Here is a 22976-nt window from a genome sequence, read left to right on the forward strand (position 1 = left end):
GGACGCGGACCGCGCAGGTCTTATCGGTCGAGCAGGATGCGCAGCATCCGGCGCAGCGGCTCGGCCGCGCCCCACAGCAGCTGGTCGCCGACCGTGAACGCCGACAGGTATTCACCGCCCATCGCCAGCTTGCGCAGGCGGCCGACCGGCACCGACAGCGTGCCCGTGACGACGGCCGTCGACAGCTCGCGCATCGACGCTTCGCGCTCGTTCGGCACGACCTTCACCCAGTCGTTGCCCGAGGCGAGGATCGCGTTGACCTCGTCGAGCGGCACGTCCTTCTTCAGCTTGATCGTGAGCGCCTGCGAGTGGCAGCGCATCGCGCCGATCCGCACGCACAGCCCGTCGACGGGGATCGAGCCCGGCTCGCCCATGGCCGGCTTGCCGAGGATCTTGTTGGCTTCGGCGCCGCCCTTCCATTCCTCCTTCGACATGCCGTTGCCGAGATCCTTGTCGATCCACGGAATCAGCGAGCCGGCGAGCGGCACGCCGAACTGGCTGGTCGGCATCGCCTCGCTGTTCATCGTGGCCGACACGCGGCGGTCGATGTCGAGGATCGCCGAGGACGGATCGGCCAGCTGGTCGGCCACCGCGCCGTGCAGCGCGCCCATCTGCGAGATCAGCTCGCGCATGTTCTGCGCGCCGGCGCCCGAGGCGGCCTGGTACGTCATGGCCGTCATCCAGTCGATCAGGTTCTCGCGGAACAGGCCGCCCAGCGCCATCAGCATCAGGCTCACGGTGCAGTTGCCGCCGATGAAGTTGCGGCTGCCCTTCACGAGCGCGTTCTTGATCACGTCGAGGTTGACCGGATCGAGGATGATGACGGCGTCGTCCTTCATCCGCAGCGACGAGGCCGCGTCGATCCAGTAGCCCTTCCAGCCGTCCGCGCGCAGCTTCGGGAAGACCTCGTTGGTGTAGTCGCCGCCCTGGCAGGTGATGATCGCATCGCAGCGCTTCAGCTCGTCGATGCTCGTCGCGTCCTTCAGCGTGGTCTCGTTTTTCGCGAAGGCCGGGGCCTTGCCGCCTGCATTGCTGGTGCTGAAAAACACCGGCTCGATCAGATCGAAATCGCCCTCTTCCTGCATGCGCTGCATCAGCACGCTGCCGACCATGCCACGCCAACCTACGAGACCTACCTTCATGACTCACCCTTTGTTTGAGAGTTTTCCCCGCCTTTTCCGCCCCCCGCGTAACCGCGCGGGGAAATCAGGCGGGCACGACGGACGACGATCAGCTTTTCGTGATCGTTTTCGTGGTGATGATTTTCGTGGAGACGATGGCGAGCGCATCCACACGGGCTGTGCCGTGCGGATTCAGGACCGGGGAGATCAAGAGATTCAGCGCCATGCGTTGGAGTCTACACAAACCTTCAGGGTCGGACAACGACCCCATGAAACAATCACGAACGGCGCGGGACAAGCCCCTTTTTCAGGGGACAAAGCGCGCCGGCTCGCGTCATGACCGACGGCGGGCGACCGGCGGCGGGCGACCGGCGGCGGGCGACCGGCGGCGGGCGGACAGTGCCGACGCCCGCCGGATCACGCGTTACAGCGCGGCGACCACCGCGTCGCCCATCTGCGCGGTGCCGACCTGCTGGCAGCCCGGCGTCGCGATATCGCCGGTGCGGTAGCCCTGTTCGAGCACCTTCTGCACGGCGCGCTCGATGCGGTCGGCCTGCTCGGCGCGGTTCAGCGAATAGCGCAGCAGCATCGCGGCCGACAGGATGGTGGCCAGCGGATTGGCCACGCCCTTGCCCGCGATGTCCGGCGCCGAGCCGTGCGAGGGCTCGTACAAGCCCTTGTTGTTCTTGTCGAGCGAGGCCGACGGCAGCATGCCGATCGAGCCCGTCAGCATCGCGGCCTCGTCCGACAGGATGTCGCCGAACATGTTGCCGGTGACGATCACGTCGAACTGCTTCGGCGCCTTCGCGAGCTGCATCGCCGCGTTGTCGACGTACATGTGCGAAAGCTCGATGTCGGCGTATTCCTTCGACACGTCGATCATCAGGTCGCGCCAGAACTGCGAGGTCTCGAGCACGTTGGCCTTGTCGACCGACAGCAGCTTCCTGCCGCGCTTCCGCGCCGCCTGGAACGCCACGTGCGCGATGCGGCGCACTTCCGGCTCCGAATAGCGCATCGTGTCGAAGCCTTCGCGGGCGCCCGCGAACGGGCCGTCCGGCGCCTCGCGCGTGCCGCGCGGCTGGCCGAAGTAGATGTCGCCGTTCAGTTCGCGCACGATCAGGATGTCGAGGCCGGCGATCAGTTCGGGCTTGAGCGGCGACGCGTCGACAAGCTGCGAATAGCAGATCGCCGGGCGGAAGTTCGCGAACAGCTCCAGATGCTTGCGCAGGCCGAGGATCGCCTGCTCCGGGCGCAGCGCGCGTTCGAGCGAGTCGTACTTCCAGTCGCCGACCGCGCCGAACAGGATCGCGTCCGCCTGCTTCGCGAGCGCCAGCGTGGCCTCCGGCAGCGGATGGCCGGCCGCCTCGTAGCCGGCGCCGCCCACGGGCGCCTGTTCCAGTTCGAACGTCTCGTCGAGCGCGTTGAGTACCTTCACCGCTTCCTTGACGATCTCGGGACCGATGCCGTCGCCCGGCAGCACTGCAATCTTCATGCGATTTTTCCTGGGTAGATTGTGAATTCAGGCGCGGGGCCGCGCAGCCGGCCGCGGCCGGCTTCGCGCGCGTGGCCGGCGCGCCGCCTCAGCCGATCAGGCGGTTGTTCAGCCAGGGCTGGCGCGCGATCCGCTCGGCCTCGAACTGGCGAATCTTGTCGGCATGGCGCAGCGTCAGGCCGATGTCGTCGAAGCCGTTCAGCAGACAATACTTGCGGAACGCGCTGACCTCGAACGCGTACTCGCGGTTGTCGCCCGTGCGCACCACCTGCGCGTCGAGATCGATCGTCAGCTGGTAGCCGTTGAACGCGTAGGTCTCGTCGAACAGGTAGGTGACTTCCCGCTCGCTCAGCACGATCGGCAGCAGGCCGTTCTTGAAGCAGTTGTTGAAGAAGATGTCGGCGAAGCTCGGCGCGATGATCGCACGGAAGCCGTACTGCTGCAGCGCCCACGGCGCGTGCTCGCGCGAGCTGCCGCAGCCGAAGTTCTCGCGCGCGAGCAGCACCGAGGCGCCCTGGTAGCGCGGCTGGTTCAGCACGAAGTCGGGGTTCAGCGGCCGCTTCGAGTTGTCCTGGCCCGGCTCGCCGTGATCGAGGTAGCGCCATTCGTCGAACGCGTTCGGGCCGAAGCCGGTGCGCTTGATCGACTTCAGGAACTGCTTCGGGATGATCGCGTCCGTGTCGACGTTCGCGCGATCGAGCGGCGCCACGACGCCGGTGTGTACCGTGAATTTTTCCATGATCCGTGACCAGATTGGATGCCGGCCCGCGGGCCGGCGAAATCGATTGTCCGTCGCGCGGGGCGCGCCGCTCAGTTCGCCGCGCGCGTGATCGCGCGGCCGGCGGCGTTGATGTCCTCGCCCATGCCCGCCACCGTGTTGCAGGCCGCGAGACCGAGCACCATGCCCACGAGGGCGAAAGCCGCCGCGAGGCGGCGCAGATGCGTGCGTTGCATGAGGCTTACCCGAGGCGGCGAATGTCGACGAAATGGCCTTCGATGGCCGCGGCCGCCGCCATCGCGGGACTCACCAGATGGGTACGGCCGCCCGCGCCCTGACGCCCCTCGAAGTTGCGGTTCGAGGTGGACGCGCAGCGCTCGCCCGGATCGAGCCGGTCGGCGTTCATCGCGAGGCACATCGAGCAGCCCGGCTCGCGCCATTCGAAGCCGGCCTCGAGGAACACCTTGTCGAGCCCCTCGCGCTCGGCCTGCGCCTTCACGAGGCCCGAGCCCGGCACCACCATCGCGAGCCGCACGTTCGCGGCCACGCGCCGGTTCAGCTTCTTCACGACGTAGGCGGCCGCGCGGATGTCCTCGATGCGGGCGTTGGTGCAGGAGCCGATGAAGATCTTGTCGACCTTGATCGACTCGATCGGCGTGTTCGGTTCGAGCGCCATGTAGGCGAGCGCGCGCTCCATCGCGTTGCGCTTGACCGGGTCCTTCTCGCGCTCGGGATCGGGCACGCGGCTGTCCACCGCCGTGACCATCTCCGGCGAGGTGCCCCAGGTAACCTGCGGCACGATGTCGGCGGCGGTCAGCTCGACCACGCGGTCGAAATGCGCGCCCGCGTCGGACGCGAAACCGCGCCAGTACTGCACGGCCTGATCCCACTCGGCGCCCGTCGGCGAGAACGGACGGCCCTTCAGGTAGTCGATCGTGGTGTCGTCCACGGCCACCATGCCGGCGCGCGCGCCCGCCTCGATCGCCATGTTGCAGACCGTCATGCGGCCTTCCATCGACAGCGAGCGGATCATCGAGCCGCCGAATTCGATCGCGTAGCCGGTGCCGCCGGCGGTGCCGATCCTGCCGATGATCGCGAGCACGATGTCCTTGGCGGTGCAGCCGCGCGGCAGCTGGCCGTCGACCTTCACGAGCAGGTTCTTGCTCTTCTTCTGCAGCAGCGTCTGGGTGGCCAGCACGTGCTCGACTTCCGAGGTGCCGATGCCGTGCGCGAGCGCGCCGAACGCGCCGTGCGTGGAGGTGTGCGAATCACCGCAGACGATCGTCATGCCCGGCAGCGTCGCGCCCTGCTCCGGCCCGATGATGTGGACGATGCCCTGGCGCATGTCGTTCATCTTGAACTGGGTGATGCCGTAGCTGTCGCAGTTCGCGTCGAGCGTATCGACCTGCAGCTTCGAGACCGGATCGGCGATGCCGTGCGTGCGGTCGGTGGTCGGCACGTTGTGGTCCGACACCGCGAGGTTCGCGCTGATGCGCCAGACCGGGCGCTCGGCGATCTTCAGGCCCTCGAACGCCTGCGGACTCGTCACTTCGTGCAGCAGGTGACGGTCGATGTAGAGCAACGCGGTGCCGTCCTCCTCGGTGTGGACGACGTGAGAGTTCCACAATTTGTCGTAGAGAGTCTGTGCCATGGCTATGCGGGGGTTATGGTGACAACGGGCGCTTCAATGGTAGCGATTATGCCATCAACGCCGTCTCCCGGTACGGCATGCGCCCGGGAAAACCCAATGAAAACAGTGGTTTGAGTGGTATTTTCAATACCCGGATAAGTGTTACCCGGGAGCCCGGCCCTGATTTTGGCCATGGCGCGGGGGCGCCTGCAGCGGGCGGCGGATGCCGGGCCGGGGAGCGGGCGGGCCACGGCTCCACCGGTTCCGGCATGGCCGGCGCGGCGCGCAGCGCGGCGGCCGGTACCCGCTCAGGCCACGTCGTACTGCACCGTCAGTTGCCCCTTCTTCTCCTTGAGCTTGACGATCACGATCCGCCCGACCTGCTCGCTCGACGCCACATGCGTGCCGCCGCAGCCATGGGCCTCGAAGTCACCGAAACCGATGACGCGCACGCCGTCGCGAATCCGCATCGTGCGCGGCAGCGCGGCCGCCACCACGGCATCGACCTCGCGCGCGAGCGCCTCGGCCTCGATCGGCCGCGCGCCCTCGCCCGGCTCGAACACGACGCGCGCCTCGCCGGGCCAGTGATGCCCCTTCACCGCGCGCCAGCCCGACGCCGCGCCCGCATAGCCGATCAGATGGCCCGCCGAATGCAGCCGCGCAAGCAGCGCGCGCGGCGCCGCGTCGACCTCGACGGACACCGCGCCGGGCGCCACCGCGCGATCGGTGCGATGCACGATCGCCTCGCCGTCGGCAACCACGTGCAGCACGCGCGCCGCACCGATCCGGCCGGTGTCGGATGGCTGGCCGCCGCCCTGCGGATGGAACGGCGTCTCGGCCAGCCTCACGCGAAAATGGCCGTCGTCGTCGGGCTCGCAGGCCAGCACCTCGGTGTCGAGCGACAGCGCATCGCTGTCGAAATAGCGTCGAATCGTCATCAAAGCTCCTGGGGCAATGCCATCGAGGCTCCGACTATGCGGGCGCCGGCGCCGCCGCTCAAGGGGGCCGGGCCATTCAATTTTTTACAATCGGGGCACCGCGCGCCGCGCTAAGGTTGCCGCCACCGTTTTCTTTTCTCGACAGGATTCACGATGGATCACGCCGCCTCCCCCGCCACGCCTGACCCGGCCGGCGCGCCGCTCAACTTCAGCAGCGACAACGCCGCCGGCGCCTCGCCCGCCGTGCTCGACGCGCTGGTGGCCTGCGCCAGCGGCCACGCGCCGGCCTATGGCGGCGACCCTTGGACGGCCAGCGTCGAGCGGCGCCTCGCCGAGTTGTTCGAGCACGAGGTGGCCGTCTGCATCGTGCCGACCGGCACGGCCGCGAACTCGCTCGCGCTGGCCGCGCTGACGCCACCCTGGGGCAGCGTGCTTTGCCATCCCGACAGCCACATCAACAACGACGAATGCGGCGCCCCGGCGTTCTTCGCCGACGGCGCGAAGCTGGTGACGGTCGAGGGGCCGGACGCCAAGCTCGATCCGGCGCGGCTCGCCGCGGCGGCCCGCGCCAAGCGCGGCGACGTCCACACCACGCAGCCGTCGGCCGTCAGCATCACGCAGGCCACCGAGGTGGGCAGCGTCTACACGCTCGACGAAATCGGCGCGATCGGCGAGATCTGCCGCGCCGAAGCGCTGTCGCTGCACATGGACGGCGCGCGCTTCGCCAACGCGCTGGTCTCGCTCGGCTGCACGCCGGCCGAGATGACCTGGCGCGCGGGCGTGGACGCGCTCTCGTTCGGCGCGACCAAGAACGGCGTGCCGGGCTCGGAGGCCGTGGTGCTGTTCGATACGCGCCGCGCGGCCGAGCTCGCGTTTCGCCGCAAGCGCGCCGGCCATCTGAGTTCGAAGATGCGTTTCCTGTCAGCGCCGCTCGACGCCTATCTGGCCGACGAGCTGTGGCTGCGCAACGCGCGCCACGCGAACGCGATGGCCCAGCGCCTCGCCGACGGGCTGCAGGCGCTGCCGGGCGTCGCGCTGGTGGGCGGCAACGCCGCGAACATCCTGTTCTGCCGCCTGCCGCAGCCAGTGATCGCGGGGCTGCTGGCGGCCGGCGCGTACTTCTATCACGACCGCTGGGCACCGGGCGTGGTGCGCTTCGTCACCTCGTTCGCGACCACCGAGGATGAGGTCGACCGGCTGATCGCGCTCGCGCGCGGGCTCGGCGCGGCGGGCTGAGCAGGTCCACTCGAGCGTGGCGGACGCGGCATTGGCGGGCTGACCCGCGTGCCGCGATGTCTTGACCAAACACCGCCGGAAGCGCCGTCAGTACCGCGACGGCGCGCAGCCGAACGCGCGCCGGAACGCGCGGTTGAAGTGGCTCTGGTCGTAGAAGCCGACCGCCTGCGCCACCTCGGCGATCGATTGCGTGCCGCGATGCAGCATCAGGCACGCGCGTTCGAGGCGCAGCCGCACCAGCCAGGCATGCGGCGTCATCGCGGTGGTCTGCTTGAACAACTTCAGGAATACGAAGCGATCGACGCCGCACAGCGCGGCCAGCTCGTCGAGCGTGATCTTGTCGGCCAGATGGGCCTCGCAGTAGTCGCGCACGCGCGCCCACTGCGCCGCCGGCAGCGCGCCGCCCACCTCGCGCGGCGTCAGCGCGCCCGAGGCGGCGAACAGGCGTTCGAGCAGCACGAGCCAGGCCGACTGCACGCCGAGCGCCGCCTCGCCGCGTTCGACGCGCAGCGCAGCATGCAGGCCGCCGAGCCGCCGCGCGAGCGAGGGATTGTCGAGCGCCACGCCGCGCAGCGCCGGCTCGCCCGGGCGGCCCGACAGTTCCTCGATCACGCTCGCCATCAGCTCGGTCGGCAGCCGGAACGTCTTCAACGTATAGGCTCCGTCGCCCACGCGCGTGCCGTCGTGGACCTCGCCCGGCGGCATGATCGAGACGCTGCCCGGGCCGAGCAGCACCGTGCGGCCCGCGAACTGCTGGCGCTGCACGCCCTCGGTGATGACGCCGACGTGGAAATCGAGGTGGTAATGCCGATCGAAACGGAAGTCGCTGAAACGCGCGTCGCCGAGCACGAGTCCGGGGACGTCGCGGCTGCGGGTGTATTCGACACGGTCTTTCATGGGAACGGCTGCGAGGCGGGAAACGGAAACCGGGCGCGAAAACCAGGCACACGGCTCGGCGACATCGTGATCGGACGGGCGAGCCACGGCTTGGTGTTCGACGAGCTTAGCATGCCCGGCCCGCGCGCGCGAGCATGCCCCGGCGGCCGCCTCGCCGTCGCCCTGCCGCCGTGATCCGCCCGCGCGGCGCAAGGCGGCGCGGGCGCCCTATTCCGTCGCCGCGGGGGGTGCCGTGGCCGAGGGCGGCGGCACGAACGGATAGCCGTCGGGCGACGACTTCGCGATCCGCTTCGGATCGCACGGCGGCGCGAACAGCAGGTCGCGCGGATCCTTCGACGGCGCGAACATCGACACGCCCGCCGCCAGCACGGCCAGCGAGGCGAGCCCCATGCCGGCGCCGAGCAGGCTGTTGCCCTCGCCGCGCAGCATCGGCGCCGGAGCCCGGCCCGACGAAGGCCGGCACCGGGCCGGCTCCTCGGCCTGGTTTTTCACGGTGCCGGCCGCGGCGTCGCGAATGTTCCGCTCGATCCCGTCGGCACGCGCGCCGGGCGCGGCGCCCAGCAGCGACCCGATCAGCAGCGCCGGCAGGACGGAACGACGATTCATGGGCGGTCTCGTGAACGGATGGATTCGATGGTGGCCCGCAGTGTAGCGGCGATCCGGCGTGCGTCCTGTCGAGTTTTGTCAGCGCGCCGCCGCCCGGAAACCGCCACCGGCAGACACTACGCCGGCGCGTGGCAGCAGACGCAGAGCTTGTTGCCGTCCGGATCGCGGAAGTACGCGCCGTAGTAATCGGCATGGTATTGCGGGCGCAGCCCCGGCGGCCCTTCGCAACTGCCGCCCGCGGCCAGCGCGAGCGCATGGCAGCGATCGACGGTGGCGCGGTCGCGCGCGAGCAGCGCCACCATCTGGCCATTGCCGGGCGCCGCCGCGCCGCCGTCGAATGGCCGGCAGACCAGGAACAGCGGCCGCGCCGCATCGGCCGGCATCCAGCCCGTCATGTCGGGCGGCGCATGGAATTTCAGCGGCAGGCCCAGCGCCTCCATCAGCGGCGCGTAGAACGCGTGGGCGCGCTCGACGTCATGGACTCCGATACAGACATGCGACAGCATCGACGGCTCCCGGGCGGATCAAAACACCGATCATGCCACGGCGGCGGCCGGCATCGCGGCGCCACCGCAGACCATCCCGCCCGCAAGAAAAAATACCCCGGAGGCCGAAGCCGCCGGGGTGTTTTTTACGCGTGACGCGGAGCCGGTCGATCGCGACCGGGCACGATCACGAACGCTTGTCGATCGGTGCTGCTTCGCGCGGCGTCTCGCCGACGAACAGCTGGCGCGGACGGCCGATCTTCTGCTCCGGATCGGCGATCATTTCGTTCCACTGGCCGATCCAGCCGACGGTACGCGCCATCGCGAAGATGCAGGTGAACATCGAGGTCGGGATGCCCAGCGCGCGCTGGACGATGCCCGAGTAGAAGTCGACGTTCGGGTACAGCTTGCGCGACACGAAGTATTCGTCTTCGAGGGCGATCTTCTCGAGTTGCATCGCGAGCTTGAACAGCGGATCGTCGTGCAGGCCGAGCTCTTCGAGCACTTCATGGCACGTTTCGCGCATCAGCTTCGCACGCGGATCGTAGTTCTTGTACACGCGGTGGCCGAAGCCCATCAGCTTCACGCCCGAGTTCTTGTCCTTCACCTGCTTGATGAACTCGGGGATGTTGTCCGGCGAGCCGATCTGCTCGAGCATGTTCAGCGCGGCTTCGTTCGCACCGCCGTGCGCCGGGCCCCACAGACACGCGATACCGGCCGCGATACACGCGAACGGGTTCGCGCCCGACGAACCGGCCAGACGCACCGTCGAGGTCGAGGCGTTCTGCTCGTGGTCGGCGTGCAGGATCAGGATCCGGTCGAGCGCGCGCACCAGCACGTCGTTGACCTTGTACTCCTCGCACGGGTTCGAGAACATCATGTGCATGAAGTTCGCGCTGTACGACAGCTCGTTCTTCGGATAGACGAACGGCTGGCCGATGCTGTACTTGTAGGCCATCGCGACGAGCGTCGGCAGCTTGGCGATCATGCGGATCGCCGAGACTTCGCGGTGACGCGGGTCGTTGATGTCGAGCGAGTCGTGGTAGAACGCCGACAGCGCGCCCACCGCGGCGACCAGGATCGCCATCGGGTGGGCGTCGCGGCGGAAGCCACGGAAGAAGAAGTGCATCTGCTCATGCACCATCGTGTGCTTCGTGACGGTGTCGACGAACTCCGCCTTCTGGGCCGCGTTCGGCAGTTCACCCTTCAGCAGCAGGTAGCACGTTTCGAGGAAGTCCGCGTTTTGCGCGAGATTGTCGATGGGGTAACCGCGGTACAGCAGCTCGCCCTTGTCCCCGTCAATGTACGTGATCTCCGAATTACATGCCGCCGTGGACATGAAGCCCGGGTCGTACGTGAACTTGCCGGTCTGGCCGTACAGCTTGCGGATGTCGATCACGTCCGGGCCCATCGTGCCCTTGTAGATCGGCAGTTCGACGCTCGGCGAATTGTCGCTGAACGATAGCGTGGCTTTAACATCAGACGGAGTCATGGCACATCCTCAATCGAAAATGGAAACGGGATTCGATAACGGGCGCAGCGCTCTCATGCACTGCGCAGCATCTCCAGCAGCCGGGAAACGTCCGGGCCGGCAAGGTCGCCTTCCGGTTCCTTGCGGGCAAGCAGCAAGTCCATCAGGTCGTTGTCGGATAGTTCGAGCAGGCGGGTCAGCGCGCCCACGTCGGTATCGGTGAGGTCATGCTCGTATCGGCTGAAGAAACGTTCGAAAATCAGATCGTTCTCCAGCAGACCGCGCCGCGCGCGCCAGCGAAGGCGCGCGCGGCGGTGCGGGTCGGACTGGTGCGACGGTTCAGTCATGTCGAATCAGCTCAGACCGCGCGGCGAACCATCAATTCCTTGATCTTGCCGATCGCCTTGGTCGGGTTCAGCCCCTTCGGGCAAACGTCGACGCAGTTCATGATCGTGTGGCAACGGAACAGACGGTACGGATCCTCGAGGTTGTCGAGGCGTTCGGCGGTGGCTTCGTCGCGGCTGTCGGCGATGAAGCGGTAAGCCTGCAGCAGGCCGGCCGGGCCGACGAACTTGTCCGGATTCCACCAGAAGCTCGGGCAGGAGGTCGAGCAGCTCGCGCACAGGATGCACTCGTACACGCCGTCCAGCTCTTCGCGTTCCTCCGGCGACTGCAAGCGCTCCTTCTCGGGCGGCGGCGTGTCGTTGATCAGGAACGGCTTGATCGAGTGGTACTGGTTGAAGAAGTGCGTCATGTCGACGATCAGGTCGCGCACCACCGGCAGGCCCGGCAGCGGGCGCAGCACGATCTTCTCGGGCAGATCGTTCAGGTTCGTGAGACACGCCAGACCGTTCTTGCCGTTGATGTTCATCGCGTCCGAGCCGCACACGCCTTCGCGGCACGAGCGACGGAACGACAGCGTTTCGTCGATTTCCTTCAGCTTGACGAGCGCGTCGAGCAGCATGCGTTCATGCTTGATCTCGACTTCGTACGTCTGCATGCGCGGCGCCGCGTCCTTGTCCGGATCGTAACGATAGAGTTCGAAAATGCGTTTTGCCATGTCAGATTCCTCGAATTCGGCTTAGAACGTACGCGCCTTCGGCGGCACGGATTCGACCGTCAGCGGCTGCATGTGCACCGGCTTGTAGTCGAGACGATCGCCTTCGCTGAACCACAGCGTATGACGCATCCAGTTTTCGTCGTCGCGATGCGGGAAGTCGTCCTGCGCATGCGCGCCGCGGCTTTCCTTGCGGGCTTCGGCCGACACCATGGTGGCGCGCGCCACTTCCACGAGGTTCGCCACTTCGAGCGCTTCGACGCGCGCGGTGTTGAACACCTTCGACTTGTCCTTCAGGTGGATGTGCTGGGCACGTTCCGCGACCTTCTTGATGTCCTGCACGCCTTCGGCCAGCAGCGCCGAGGTGCGGAACACGCCGGCGTGCTTCTGCATCGAGCCGCGAATCTCGTTGGCGACGCTTTGCGCGTACTCGCCCGAGCTCGAGCTGTCGAGCTTGGCCAGACGCGACAGCGCGAAATCGGCCGCGTCCTTCGGCAGCGGCTTGTGCTCGCGCTGCTTCTTGACGTGTTCGACGATGTGATTGCCGGCCGCACGGCCGAACACCACCAGGTCGAGCAGCGAGTTCGTGCCCAGGCGGTTCGCGCCGTGGACCGACACGCACGAGCACTCGCCCACGGCATAGAAGCCGTTGATCGGCTCTTCATGGCCGCGCGGCGTGCCGACGACCTGACCGTGAATGTTGGTCGGGATGCCGCCCATCTGGTAGTGGATGGTCGGCACGACCGGGATCGGCTCCTTGATGCAGTCGACGTTCGCGAACTTCAGCGCGATTTCGCGGATCGACGGCAGACGCTTCAGGATCGTCTCGGCGCCGATGTGCGACAGGTCGAGCAGCACGTGGTCCTTGTTCGGACCCACGCCGCGGCCTTCCTTGATTTCCTGGTCCATCGAGCGCGAGACGAAGTCGCGCGGCGCCAGATCCTTCAGCGTCGGCGCGTAGCGCTCCATGAAGCGCTCGCCGTCCGAGTTGCGCAGGATGCCGCCTTCGCCTCGCACGCCTTCGGTGATCAGCACGCCCGCGCCGGCCACGCCGGTCGGGTGGAACTGCCAGAACTCCATGTCCTGCAGCGCGATGCCCGAACGCGCGGCCATCCCGAGGCCGTCACCGGTGTTGATGAACGCGTTGGTCGACGCCGCGAAGATGCGGCCCGCGCCGCCCGTGGCGAACAGCGTGGTCTTGCCTTCGAGGATGTAGACGTCGCCCGTTTCCATTTCGAGGGCGGTCACGCCGAGCACGTCGCCGTCCGCGTCGCGGATCAGGTCGAGCGCCATCCATTCGACGAAGAACTGCGTCTTGGCCGCGACGTTCTGCTGGTACAGCGTGTGCAGCAGCGCGTGGCCGGTACGGTCGGCCGCCGCGCAGGCGCGCTGCACCGGCTTCTCGCCGTAGTTCGCGGTGTGGCCGCCGAACGGGCGCTGGTAGATCGTGCCGTCCGCGTTGCGGTCGAACGGCATGCCGAAGTGCTCGAGCTCGTAGACGGCGTTCGGCGCTTCACGGCACATGAATTCGATCGCGTCCTGGTCGCCGAGCCAGTCGGAGCCCTTGATCGTGTCGTAGAAGTGGTAGTGCCAGTTGTCTTCGCTCATGTTGCCGAGCGAGGCACCGATCCCGCCCTGTGCGGCGACCGTGTGCGAACGCGTCGGGAACACCTTCGAGAGCACGCAGACGGAGAGGCCCGCGCGCGCGAGTTGCAGCGATGCGCGCATCCCCGAGCCGCCCGCGCCGACGATGACCACGTCGAACTTGCGACGCGGCAGGGAAGTGTTGATTGCAGCCATGCTTTTAAACTCTCCAGAGAATCTGCGCGGCGTAGCCCGCGCACGCGAGCAGCCAGACGATGGTCAGCGATTGCAGCAGCAGCCGCACGCCGACAGGCTTCACGTAATCCATCCAGATGTCGCGAATGCCGACCCAGGCGTGATAGAACAGCGCGAGCAGCGTGACGAACGTCGCCAGCTTCATCCACTGGGTCGAGAAGATCGACGCCCAGCCGTCGTAGGAGAAATCGCGGGCGGTGAAGAACCAGGCCAGCAGGATCACGGTGTAGACCGCCATGATCACCGCGGTGATCCGTTGCGCGAGCCAGTCGCGCAGGCCGTAGTGGGCGCCGACGACGAGGCGCTTCGAGCCGATTCGGTTATTGCCTGCCATTTTCTTAGAATGCTCCGAACAGTTTGAGCGCGACGACCAGCGTCAGCACCAGCGACACCACGAACACGATGGCCGCGGTGCGCTTGCCGCCTTCCTTGGTGACGGCGTCATGGTTGACGTCCATCAGCAAGTGGCGAACGCCGGCGCAGAAATGATGGAGGAACGCCCACGACAATACGAGGACGATCAGCTTGACGATGATGTTGGAGAGGAAGGCCTTGAAGACATCGAAACTCAATTCGGATGTCAGGCTCTGATCGAAGAGGTAAAGCAGAAACGGAAGGGACAGAAATAACAGCGCACCGCTGACACGGTGAAAAATCGATAGTTGCCCGGCAAGCGGCAGACGATATTTGAGCGTTATGTCTCCGATGCCGATGTTCCGATACTCCGGTCTCGGTTTTCTTACTGCTTCAGTCATGCTAGACCCCTACTATGTAGTCACACTAATCCGCGATTTTAGCGCCTTTTCATGTCGCGCTGCAGCGAAAACCTGCTCAGGACAGTTACGCGGCAGCGAACAAAGGCGGCCCAAAACGTGCTTCGCGTGTGGGCGCGAGCCCGTTCCCCACTTCTCTTTCCGTGCCGCCGGATTATCCCGGCGGCCGTCCATCAGCTCAAATCGTTCTGATAGTAATACCCGGTCGTGACATACCAACCGCGCCGCACTTCGACGGGGCGGTCCCCATAGGTATAGGACACGCGCTCGACCGACAGCAATGGAAATCCGTCGGCCACGCCGAGCAGCACCGCCACGGCGGGTTCCGCGGCGATCGCGCGGACCTTCTCGGTGGCGCGGATCATGCGCGTGCCGAACTCCGACTCGAACATCGCGTAGAGCGGCCCCTTGTAATCACTGAGGCGCTCGAACGTGAGGCCGCGGAACATCGCGCCCGGCAGCCAGATCTCGTCGAGCACCGTGGCGACGCCGTCGAACTCCAGCAGCCGGCGCACCTGGACCACCGGGTCGGCGGGCTTCAGGTCCAGCTGCCGCGCGATCTCGGCGGGCGCCCGGGTGCGGCGGCATTCGAGCAGGCGGCTCACGTGCGGGTGCTCCACGCCGTCCTCGGCCAGCAGGCGCAGGAAGCGGAACTGCGCGCGCTCCTCGCTGTGGGTGGCCACGAAGGTGCCCTTGCCCTGCCGGCGCACCAGCAGGTTGTCGGCGGCCAGCTCGTCGATCGCCTTGCGGACCGTGCCCTGGCTCACCTTGTAGCGCGCCGCGAGCTCGACCTCGCTTGGTATGATTTCACCCGGCTTCCACTCGCCCGATTCCAGCCCCTGCGTGATCAATGCCTTGATCTGCTGATATAAGGGGCTAAAGGTAGGCGATGGCGATGCCGCAGGCGTCACTTCGCCGCCGGCCGGGCCTTGGCCGGGGGCGTTCGGGTTCGCCGCGTTCGCCTGGTTGGATGTCATGGCGCGCATTTCAACACAAAGCAGACTTTTACGTCCAGATTTTTCCCGCAATACATCTGTCTTATATAAGACATATGATACCGTTTGACTTTGCCCGGTCGCACTCCTACACTCCGGGGCGAGCGAGGGTTCGCGGCCTCCAGGCGCGCCCGGCCCGGTGTCGGGGCCGGCTTCGCGGTCACGGCGCGCATGCCCCGAGAGCCCTCCGCCCTGCTTCAACGCATCGCTACGCGTAACGCGCATAGAATGGCGTTTTCCCTAGCGTCCTACGCTCATCGTCCTGGAGATTTCTCATCATGGCTAAGCCCGCAAAGCGCGTTGCCGTTACCGGCGCCGCAGGTCAAATCGCATACTCGCTGCTGTTCCGCATCGCGAACGGCGACCTGCTCGGCAAGGACCAGCCGGTCATCCTGCAACTGCTCGACCTCCCGCAAGCACAAGCCGCCGTCAAGGGCGTCGTGATGGAACTCGACGACTGCGCGTTCCCGCTGCTGGCCGGCGTGGTCGTCACGGACGATCCGAAGGTCGCGTTCAAGGATGCCGACGTCGCGCTGCTGGTCGGTGCCCGCCCGCGTTCGAAGGGCATGGAGCGCAAGGACCTGCTGTCGGCCAACGCCGAGATCTTCACGGTGCAGGGCGCCGCGCTGAACGAAGTCGCGAGCCGCGACGTGAAGGTGCTGGTGGTCGGCAACCCGGCCAACACGAACGCCTACATCGCGATGAAGTCGGCGCCGGACCTGCCGAAGAAGAACTTCACGGCGATGCTGCGCCTGGACCACAACCGCGCGCTGTCGCAACTGGCCGCCAAGGCCGGCAAGCCGGTCGCCTCGATCGAGAAGCTCGCCGTGTGGGGCAACCACTCGCCGACGATGTACCCCGACTTCCGCTTCGCGACCGCCGAAGGCGAATCGCTGCTCAAGCTGATCAACGACGATGTCTGGAACCGCGACACGTTCATCCCGACCGTCGGCAAGCGCGGCGCGGCGATCATCGAGGCGCGCGGCCTGTCGTCGGCGGCGTCGGCGGCCAACGCGGCGATCGATCACGTGCGTGACTGGGTGCTCGGCACCAACGGCAAGTGGGTCACGATGGGCATCCCGTCGGACGGCTCGTATGGCATCCCCGAAGACATCATCTACGGCGTGCCGGTGGTTTGCGAAAACGGCGAGTACAAGCGCGTGGAAGGCCTGGAAATCGACGCGTTCTCGCGCGAGAAGATGGACGGCACGCTGGCCGAGCTGCTCGAAGAGCGTGACGGCGTGGCCCACCTGCTGAAGTAAGTCCCGCCGTTCCGCCCCGGCCTGCCGGCGCGGCGGGCGGCTCATCGTTAGAGCCCGCCCGCGCCGGCCCGGCCGCCCGGCTCCCGCCGGCGGCCGTCCAGGCCCCGCATTCGATCCGCACGCGCGTTGCCCGCGCCCGCCGCCGCAGCGCCCGTCCGAATCCGATGCTTTTTCGATCACGCCGCTCCGACGCGTAACGACGATGCCTGCGCTCTCCCCCGCAGAAGTGCTGTACGACGGCGCTTCGCCCCCCGCGCTCCTGCCCTGCTGCGATCACTACGCCGGCAGCGAGAAACTGATGCGCAAGTCGCTGGCGCTGCAGGCCGAACTGGGCCCGGTGTTCGACGTGACGCTCGACTGCGAGGACGGCGCCGCCGTCGGCCGCGAGGCCGATCACGCCGAACTGGTCGCCGCGATGCTCGGCGACGAGGCCAACCGCTTCGGCCGAGCCGGCGTGCGGATCCACGATTTCACCCATCCGCACTGGCGCGACGACCTGCGCATCGTGCTGCGCGCCGCCCGGCCGCCTGCTTACATTACGCTTCCAAAAGTGACCGACGCGGCAGACGTGGCCGAGGTCTGCGCGTTCATCGAAGGCACGCGCCGCGAGCTCGGCATCGCGCGGCCCATCCCGGCCGACGTGCTGGTCGAGACGCACGGCGCGCTCGCCCAGGTCGCGCGGATCGCCGCGCTGCCGGCCGTCTCGACGCTGAGCTTCGGGCTGATGGATTTCGTCTCCGCGCACCACGGCGCGATTCCCGACGCCGCGATGCGCGCGCCGGGCCAGTTCGACCATCCGCTGGTGCGCCGCGCCAAGCTCGAGATCGCCGCCGCCTGCCACGCCCACGGCAAGACGCCGTCCCACAACGTGACCACCGAGATCCGCGAGATGGCCGTGGTGGCGAGCGACGCCGCCCGCGCGCGCGACGAATTCGGCTATACGCGGATGTGGAGCATCCATCCCGCGCAGATCCGCGAGATCGTGGCCGCGTTCGCGCCGCGCGAGACCGAAGTCGCGCTGGCCGCCGAGATCCTGCTCGCCGCGCAGGCCGCCGACTGGGGCCCGACGCGCCATCGCGACACGCTGCACGACCGCGCCAGCTATCGCTATTACTGGTCGGTGCTGCGCCGTGCGCACGCCGCCGGCGCCGCGCTGCAGGCCGAGGTCGCGCGCTGGCTGCCCGCCGACGCCGCCCGCGCGGCCGGCAGCCAGGCTCCCGCATGAGTCGTTCCCGTGCGCCCGGCTCCGCTCCGCCCGCGCCGCACGTCGGCAAGCATCGACAAACCGGCCAGCCCGCTGGCCCCGAGCTCCCCGCGACTATCGCGAAATCACGACAGAAGCTTCGAATTCCTTTAAAACCATCGGGCGAATTAGGAGAAAATAGCGGCCGCTGCGCACCCTGGAGACGCGTGCCGCCGCGGTCGAGCGGGCCAGCCGCGTTTCCTGTCCACCCCGACATTGATAAAAGGTTTTGAGCACATGAACAAACTGTTGATCGCCACCGCCATCGGCGCCCTGTCCGCGACGCTGCTGACCGTGGCTCCGGCCGCCTCGGCCCAGACCACCACGGCCAAGACGACGACGACGAAAAAGGCCGTCGCCAAGCGCCCGGCGCCGAAGCGCCACCTGATCCCGCGCAGCAAGCGCGCCCAGGCGGCCGCGGCGGCCAAGGTCGATCCGGCGCCCGAAGGCGCGGTCAAGTGGTCGTGCAAGGAAGGCCTGTCCTACCTGCTCGCCGGCGACATGAAGCGTGACCAGATCGTCACCGTCCACTGGGCGAACAAGAACTACAAGCTGCCGCGTCAGGCCACCACCACCGGCGCCGACGTGTTCTACGATCCGGCCAGCGGCCTGAAGCTCGTCGTGATCCCGACCAAGGGCATGCTGTTCAGCGACAAGGAAGACACGCGCCTGGCCGACGAATGCGTGACCGCCGAGATGGCCGCGAACGGCACGCTGGCACCGACGCAGTCGAACGAACTCGCGCCGAACACCGGCAAGTAAGCGCCCCGGCGTCACCGCCCTACAGGAAGCAATCGGCCGCCACGACAGGAAACCCGATGTCCGCTCCGCAAACGAACGTCCGGCCCGCGCCGGACCCGGTACTGGTCGAGATCGTCGACTACGTGCTGGATGTCGAGATCGGCAGTGCGCTCGCGCTCGACACGGCGCGCCACTGCCTGCTCGATACGCTCGGCTGCGGGCTCGAGGCCCTGTCGTATCCGGCCTGCACCAAGCTGCTCGGGCCGCTGGTGCCGGGCACCAGCGTGCCGCATGGCGCCCGGGTGCCCGGCACCGCGTTCCAGCTCGATCCGGTCAAGGCCGCGTTCGACATCGGCACCACGATCCGCTGGCTCGACTTCAACGACACCTGGCTCGCGGCCGAATGGGGCCATCCGTCCGACAATCTCGGCGGCATCCTGGCCACCGCCGACTGGCTCTCGCGCACCGCCGTGGCGGCCGGCAAGCCGCCGCTCACGATGCGCGCGGTGCTGATGGCGATGATCAAGGCGCACGAGATCCAGGGCTGCCTCGCGCTCGAGAACGCGTTCAACCGCGTCGGGCTCGACCACGTGCTGCTGGTCAAGGTCGCCTCCACCGCCGTGGTCGGGCAGCTGCTCGGCCTCACCCGCGACGAACTCGTCAACGCGCTGTCGCTCGCGTTCGTCGACGGCCAGGCGCTGCGCACCTACCGGCACGCGCCCAACACCGGCTCGCGCAAGTCGTGGGCGGCCGGCGACGCCACCTCGCGCGCCGTGCGCCTCGCGCTGATCGCGCGCACCGGCGAGATGGGCTACCCCACGGCGCTCAGCGCGCCCGTGTGGGGCTTCTACGACGTGCTTTTCGAGGGCAAGCCGTTCCGCTTTCAACGCCCTTACGGCAGCTACGTGATGGAGAACGTGCTGTTCAAGATCGCGTTCCCCGCCGAATTCCACGCCCAGACCGCCGCCGAGGCGGCGCTCGTGCTGCACCGCCGGCTCGCCGAGGCGGGCCGCGGCGCCGAGTCGATCCGGCGCGTCACGATCCGCACGCACGAGGCCGCGATCCGGATCATCGACAAGACCGGGCCGCTCGCCAACCCCGCCGACCGCGACCACTGCATCCAGTACATGGTGGCCGTGCCGCTGCTGTTCGGACGCCTGAGCGCCGCCGACTACGAGGACGACGTCGCGGCCGACCCGCGCATCGACGCGCTGCGCGCGAAGATCGCCTGCGTGGAAGACCCGCAGTTCACGAAGGATTATCACGACCCGGACAAGCGCGCGATCGCCAACGGATTGACCGTCGAGCTTGACGACGGCACCGTGTTCGAGGAGGTGGTGGTCGAGTACCCGCTCGGCCACCGGCGCCGGCGCGCGGAGGGCATCCCGCTGCTGCTCGACAAGTTCCGCACCCACCTCGCGCGCCGTTTCCCGGCGAAACAGCAACAAGCGATTCTCGACGTGTCGCTGGACCAGGCAAGGCTCGAGGCCATGCCGGTCAATGAATACGTCGACTTGTATGTGATCTAGCCGTCAGATACAGGACTTCTTTCCTCGCCTTAACCCAGGAAAAACACCATGGCCCACAATCTCCACAAGACACTGCAAGAATTCGACAGCGGCTCCGGCAAAGGCAAGTTCTATTCGCTGCCCCAGCTCGGCAAGGGACTGAAGACGAAGATCGAACGCCTGCCGGTGTCGATCCGCCTCGTGCTCGAGTCCGTGCTGCGCAACTACGACGGCAAGAAGATCACCGAAGAGCATATCGAGCAACTGGCGAACTGGAAGCCCAACGCCAAGCGCGTCGATGAAATCCCGTTCGTGGTCGCGCGCGTCGTGCTGCAGGATTTCACCGGCGTGCCGCTGCTCGCCGACATCGCGGCCATGCGCGGTGTCGCCCAGCGGGCCGGCCAGGACCCGAAGAAGATCGAGCCGCTGGTGCCCGTCGACCTGGTGGTCGACCACTCGGTGCAGATCGACTACTTCCGCCAGAAGGACGCGCTCGACCTGAACATGAAGCTGGAATTCCAGCGCAACAACGAGCGCTACCAGTTCATGAAGTGGGGCATGCAGGCGTTCGACACGTTCGGCGTGGTGCCGCCGGGCATCGGCATCGTCCACCAGGTGAACCTCGAGTACCTGGCGCGCGGCGTCCACAAGAAGGCGGAAGGCGCGGACACCGTGTACTACCCCGACACGCTGGTGGGCACCGACAGCCACACCACCATGATCAACGGCATCGGCGTGGTGGGCTGGGGCGTGGGCGGCATCGAGGCGGAAGCCGGCATGCTCGGCCAGCCCGTGTACTTCCTGACGCCGGACGTGGTCGGCGTGGAGCTGAAGGGCAAGCTGCGCGAAGGCGTGACCGCCACCGACCTGGTGCTGACCATCACCGAAATGCTGCGCAAGGAGAAGGTGGTCGGCAAGTTCGTGGAGTTCTTCGGCGAAGGCACCGCCTCGCTGTCGCTGCCGGACCGCGCCACCATCGGCAACATGGCGCCCGAATATGGCGCGACCATGGGCTTCTTCCCGGTGGACGAGAAGACCATCGAATACTTCGAGGGCACCGGCCGCACCAAGGCCGAGATCGCCGCGTTCGAAAACTACTTCAAGGCGCAGAAGCTGTTCGGCGTGCCGAAGGCCGGCGAGATCGACTACACCAAGTCGCTGACGCTCGACCTGAGCAGCGTCGCGCCGTCGCTGGCCGGCCCGAAGCGCCCGCAGGACCGCATCGAGATCACCCATGTGAAGTCGACGTTCGCGGATCTCTTCTCGAAGCCGGTCGCCGAAAACGGCTTCAACAAGAAGGCCGAGGACCTGACCGCCCAATACACCACCAGCAACGGCGTGGACGTGAAGAACGGCGACATCCTGATCGCCGCGATCACGTCCTGCACCAACACCTCGAACCCGAGCGTGCTGCTGGCCGCCGGCCTGCTCGCCAAGAAGGCCGTGGAAGCGGGCCTGACGGTCGCCCCGCACATCAAGACGTCGCTGGCGCCGGGATCGCGCATCGTCACCGAATACCTGACCAAGACGGGCCTGCTGCCGTACCTGTCGAAGCTCGGCTTCGAGCTGGCCGCCTACGGCTGCACGACCTGCATCGGCAACGCCGGCGACCTGACGCCCGAGCTGAACGAAGCGATCGTGAAGAACGACATCGTCGCGGCCGCCGTGCTGTCCGGCAACCGCAACTTCGAGGCACGGATTCACCCGAACATCCGCGCCAACTTCCTGGCCTCGCCGCCGCTCGTCGTCGCCTACGCGATCGCCGGCACCATCACGCGCGACCTGATGACCGAGCCGGTTGGCAAGGGCAAGGGCGGCCGTGACGTGTACCTCGGCGACATCTGGCCGTCGAGCGAGGAAATCCATGCGCTGCTGAAATACGCGCTGAATCCGGAAGCGTTCGTCGCCAACTACGCGAAGCTGACCAAGAAGGGCGACCTCTGGAGCAAGATCGAGGGCGAGACGGGCCAGGTGTACGACTGGCCGAAGTCGACCTACATCGCCGAGCCGCCGTTCTTCGGCAAGGACTTCCCGATGCAGCCGTCGGACTCGATCGCGCCGGTCAAGGGCTCGCGCGCGCTCGGCGTGTTCGGCGACTCGGTGACCACCGACCACATCAGCCCGGCCGGCTCGATCAAGGAAGACTCGCCGGCCGGCAAGTGGCTGAAGGAGAACGGCGTGCAGAAGGCCGACTTCAACAGCTACGGCTCGCGCCGCGGCAACCACGACGTGATGATGCGCGGCACGTTCGCCAACGTCCGGATCAAGAACCTGATGATCCCGGCCAAGGCCGACGGCTCGCGCGTGGAAGGCGGCCTGACGATCCACCAGCCGGACGGCGAACAGATGCCGATCTACGACGCGGCGATGAAGTACATCGACGCCGGCACGCCGACCGTGATCTTCGCGGGTGAGGAGTACGGCACGGGCTCGTCGCGCGACTGGGCGGCCAAGGGCACGCAACTGCTCGGCGTGAAGGCCGTGATCGCGCGCAGCTTCGAGCGGATTCATCGCTCGAATCTGGTGGGCATGGGCGTGCTGCCGCTGCAGTTCAAGGGCGCGGACAGCGTGCAGTCGCTCGGCATCACGGGCGAGGAAACGTATGACGTGGAAGACCTCGGCGACGATTTCAAGCCGCAGCAGGACGTGACGCTGGTGATCCACTACAAGAACGGCGAGACGAAGCGCGTGCAGGTGCTGCTGCGTGTGGATACGCCGATCGAGGTGGACTACTACAAGCACGGCGGGATTCTGCCGTTCGTGCTGCGTTCGCTGCTGGCGGCTTGAGCGGTCTGTTTATTTTTTGCAGGTGCCGCGTGTTGGGAGTGTGGTTGCTTCCGGTGCGCGGACATTCGAGCCCGGCTTTGGCCGGGCTTTTTTTGTTTTGGAGAACGTGGGCGGCGAGCGGCTCGTGATTGGGAGCGGCTTGCTGGCCTTGAAGCGGGCAATGGCGCATGTCGCCGC

At 67.1% G+C, this 22976-nt stretch carries 22 protein-coding genes; 6 read left to right on the forward strand and 16 right to left on the reverse strand.

The window, feature by feature from the left end; translation table 11 throughout:
• Positions 1–20: 20 nt before the first annotated feature.
• The 6 genes from asd to bpln_RS27165 form a co-directional block, all read right to left on the reverse strand.
• Positions 21–1142, reverse strand: a complete 1122-nt coding sequence (asd, locus tag bpln_RS27140; RefSeq protein WP_042628241.1) for an aspartate-semialdehyde dehydrogenase — start codon at positions 1140–1142, stop codon at positions 21–23.
• 403 nt (positions 1143–1545) lie between these two features.
• Positions 1546–2613, reverse strand: coding sequence for a 3-isopropylmalate dehydrogenase (gene leuB / locus bpln_RS27145; RefSeq protein ID WP_055140550.1), 1068 nt, complete (start codon positions 2611–2613; stop codon positions 1546–1548).
• Positions 2614–2701: 88 nt separating this feature from the next.
• The gene (leuD, locus tag bpln_RS27150) at positions 2702–3352 is read right to left on the reverse strand and encodes a 3-isopropylmalate dehydratase small subunit (RefSeq protein ID WP_042628243.1); all 651 of its coding nucleotides are present in this window, start codon (positions 3350–3352) and stop codon (positions 2702–2704) included.
• A 71-nt stretch (positions 3353–3423) separates the two neighbouring features.
• Positions 3424–3567 (reverse strand): entericidin A/B family lipoprotein, encoded by a 144-nt coding sequence (locus bpln_RS27155; protein WP_042628244.1) that lies wholly within the window; start codon positions 3565–3567, stop codon positions 3424–3426.
• A 5-nt stretch (positions 3568–3572) separates the two neighbouring features.
• Positions 3573–4982 carry a 3-isopropylmalate dehydratase large subunit gene (gene leuC / locus bpln_RS27160; protein WP_042628245.1) on the reverse strand — a complete coding sequence of 470 codons (1410 nt, stop codon included), beginning with the start codon at positions 4980–4982 and terminating at the stop codon, positions 3573–3575.
• Positions 4983–5269: 287 nt separating this feature from the next.
• Positions 5270–5899 carry an alanyl-tRNA editing protein gene (locus bpln_RS27165; RefSeq protein WP_055140551.1) on the reverse strand — a complete coding sequence of 210 codons (630 nt, stop codon included), beginning with the start codon at positions 5897–5899 and terminating at the stop codon, positions 5270–5272.
• Between the two features lie 153 nt (positions 5900–6052).
• Between bpln_RS27165 and bpln_RS27170 the strand changes: the two genes are divergently transcribed.
• On the forward strand, positions 6053–7135 hold the full coding sequence (locus bpln_RS27170; protein ID WP_055140552.1) for a threonine aldolase family protein: 1083 nt from the start codon (positions 6053–6055) through the stop codon (positions 7133–7135).
• Positions 7136–7222: 87 nt separating this feature from the next.
• On the opposite strand, the gene bpln_RS27175 is transcribed toward bpln_RS27170, so the two are convergent.
• The 10 genes from bpln_RS27175 to bpln_RS27220 all read right to left on the reverse strand — a co-directional run bounded on the left by bpln_RS27175 (position 7223) and on the right by bpln_RS27220 (position 15240).
• Positions 7223–8032, reverse strand: coding sequence for a helix-turn-helix transcriptional regulator (locus bpln_RS27175; RefSeq protein WP_055140553.1), 810 nt, complete (start codon positions 8030–8032; stop codon positions 7223–7225).
• Between the two features lie 207 nt (positions 8033–8239).
• Positions 8240–8638 carry a hypothetical protein gene (locus bpln_RS27180; protein ID WP_042628249.1) on the reverse strand — a complete coding sequence of 133 codons (399 nt, stop codon included), beginning with the start codon at positions 8636–8638 and terminating at the stop codon, positions 8240–8242.
• Between the two features lie 116 nt (positions 8639–8754).
• On the reverse strand, positions 8755–9144 hold the full coding sequence (locus tag bpln_RS27185; protein ID WP_042628250.1) for a VOC family protein: 390 nt from the start codon (positions 9142–9144) through the stop codon (positions 8755–8757).
• 166 nt (positions 9145–9310) lie between these two features.
• Positions 9311–10615, reverse strand: a complete 1305-nt coding sequence (gene gltA, locus bpln_RS27190) for a citrate synthase (RefSeq protein ID WP_042628251.1) — start codon at positions 10613–10615, stop codon at positions 9311–9313.
• A gap of 53 nt (positions 10616–10668) precedes the next feature.
• Positions 10669–10941 carry an FAD assembly factor SdhE gene (locus tag bpln_RS27195; RefSeq protein ID WP_042628252.1) on the reverse strand — a complete coding sequence of 91 codons (273 nt, stop codon included), beginning with the start codon at positions 10939–10941 and terminating at the stop codon, positions 10669–10671.
• Positions 10942–10952: 11 nt separating this feature from the next.
• Entirely contained in the window at positions 10953–11654 is a 702-nt protein-coding gene (locus tag bpln_RS27200; RefSeq protein WP_042628253.1) for a succinate dehydrogenase iron-sulfur subunit, read from the reverse strand.
• 21 nt (positions 11655–11675) lie between these two features.
• The gene (gene sdhA, locus bpln_RS27205) at positions 11676–13451 is read right to left on the reverse strand and encodes a succinate dehydrogenase flavoprotein subunit (protein WP_055140554.1); all 1776 of its coding nucleotides are present in this window, start codon (positions 13449–13451) and stop codon (positions 11676–11678) included.
• Positions 13452–13455: 4 nt separating this feature from the next.
• On the reverse strand, positions 13456–13824 hold the full coding sequence (sdhD, locus tag bpln_RS27210) for a succinate dehydrogenase, hydrophobic membrane anchor protein (protein ID WP_042628255.1): 369 nt from the start codon (positions 13822–13824) through the stop codon (positions 13456–13458).
• A 4-nt stretch (positions 13825–13828) separates the two neighbouring features.
• Positions 13829–14245: a succinate dehydrogenase, cytochrome b556 subunit gene (gene sdhC / locus bpln_RS27215; protein WP_042628256.1), complete on the reverse strand. Its 417-nt coding sequence runs from the start codon at positions 14243–14245 to the stop codon at positions 13829–13831.
• Between the two features lie 191 nt (positions 14246–14436).
• Positions 14437–15240 carry a GntR family transcriptional regulator gene (locus bpln_RS27220; protein ID WP_042629495.1) on the reverse strand — a complete coding sequence of 268 codons (804 nt, stop codon included), beginning with the start codon at positions 15238–15240 and terminating at the stop codon, positions 14437–14439.
• Between the two features lie 296 nt (positions 15241–15536).
• Between bpln_RS27220 and bpln_RS27225 the strand changes: the two genes are divergently transcribed.
• The 5 genes from bpln_RS27225 to acnA all read left to right on the forward strand — a co-directional run bounded on the left by bpln_RS27225 (position 15537) and on the right by acnA (position 22799).
• On the forward strand, positions 15537–16520 hold the full coding sequence (locus tag bpln_RS27225; protein ID WP_042628257.1) for a malate dehydrogenase: 984 nt from the start codon (positions 15537–15539) through the stop codon (positions 16518–16520).
• Positions 16521–16722: 202 nt separating this feature from the next.
• Complete coding sequence (locus bpln_RS27230; RefSeq protein ID WP_055140555.1) at positions 16723–17745, forward strand: HpcH/HpaI aldolase/citrate lyase family protein; 1023 nt, start codon at positions 16723–16725, stop codon at positions 17743–17745.
• Between the two features lie 255 nt (positions 17746–18000).
• Entirely contained in the window at positions 18001–18525 is a 525-nt protein-coding gene (locus bpln_RS27235) for a hypothetical protein (protein WP_055140556.1), read from the forward strand.
• A 56-nt stretch (positions 18526–18581) separates the two neighbouring features.
• A complete protein-coding gene (locus bpln_RS27240; protein WP_042628260.1) occupies positions 18582–20033 on the forward strand; it encodes a bifunctional 2-methylcitrate dehydratase/aconitate hydratase in 1452 nt (483 codons plus the stop codon).
• 48 nt (positions 20034–20081) lie between these two features.
• Entirely contained in the window at positions 20082–22799 is a 2718-nt protein-coding gene (acnA, locus tag bpln_RS27245) for an aconitate hydratase AcnA (protein ID WP_055140557.1), read from the forward strand.
• Positions 22800–22976 lie beyond the last annotated feature (177 nt).

The organism is Burkholderia plantarii (assembly GCF_001411805.1).
GTDB classification, from domain to species: domain Bacteria; phylum Pseudomonadota; class Gammaproteobacteria; order Burkholderiales; family Burkholderiaceae; genus Burkholderia; species Burkholderia plantarii.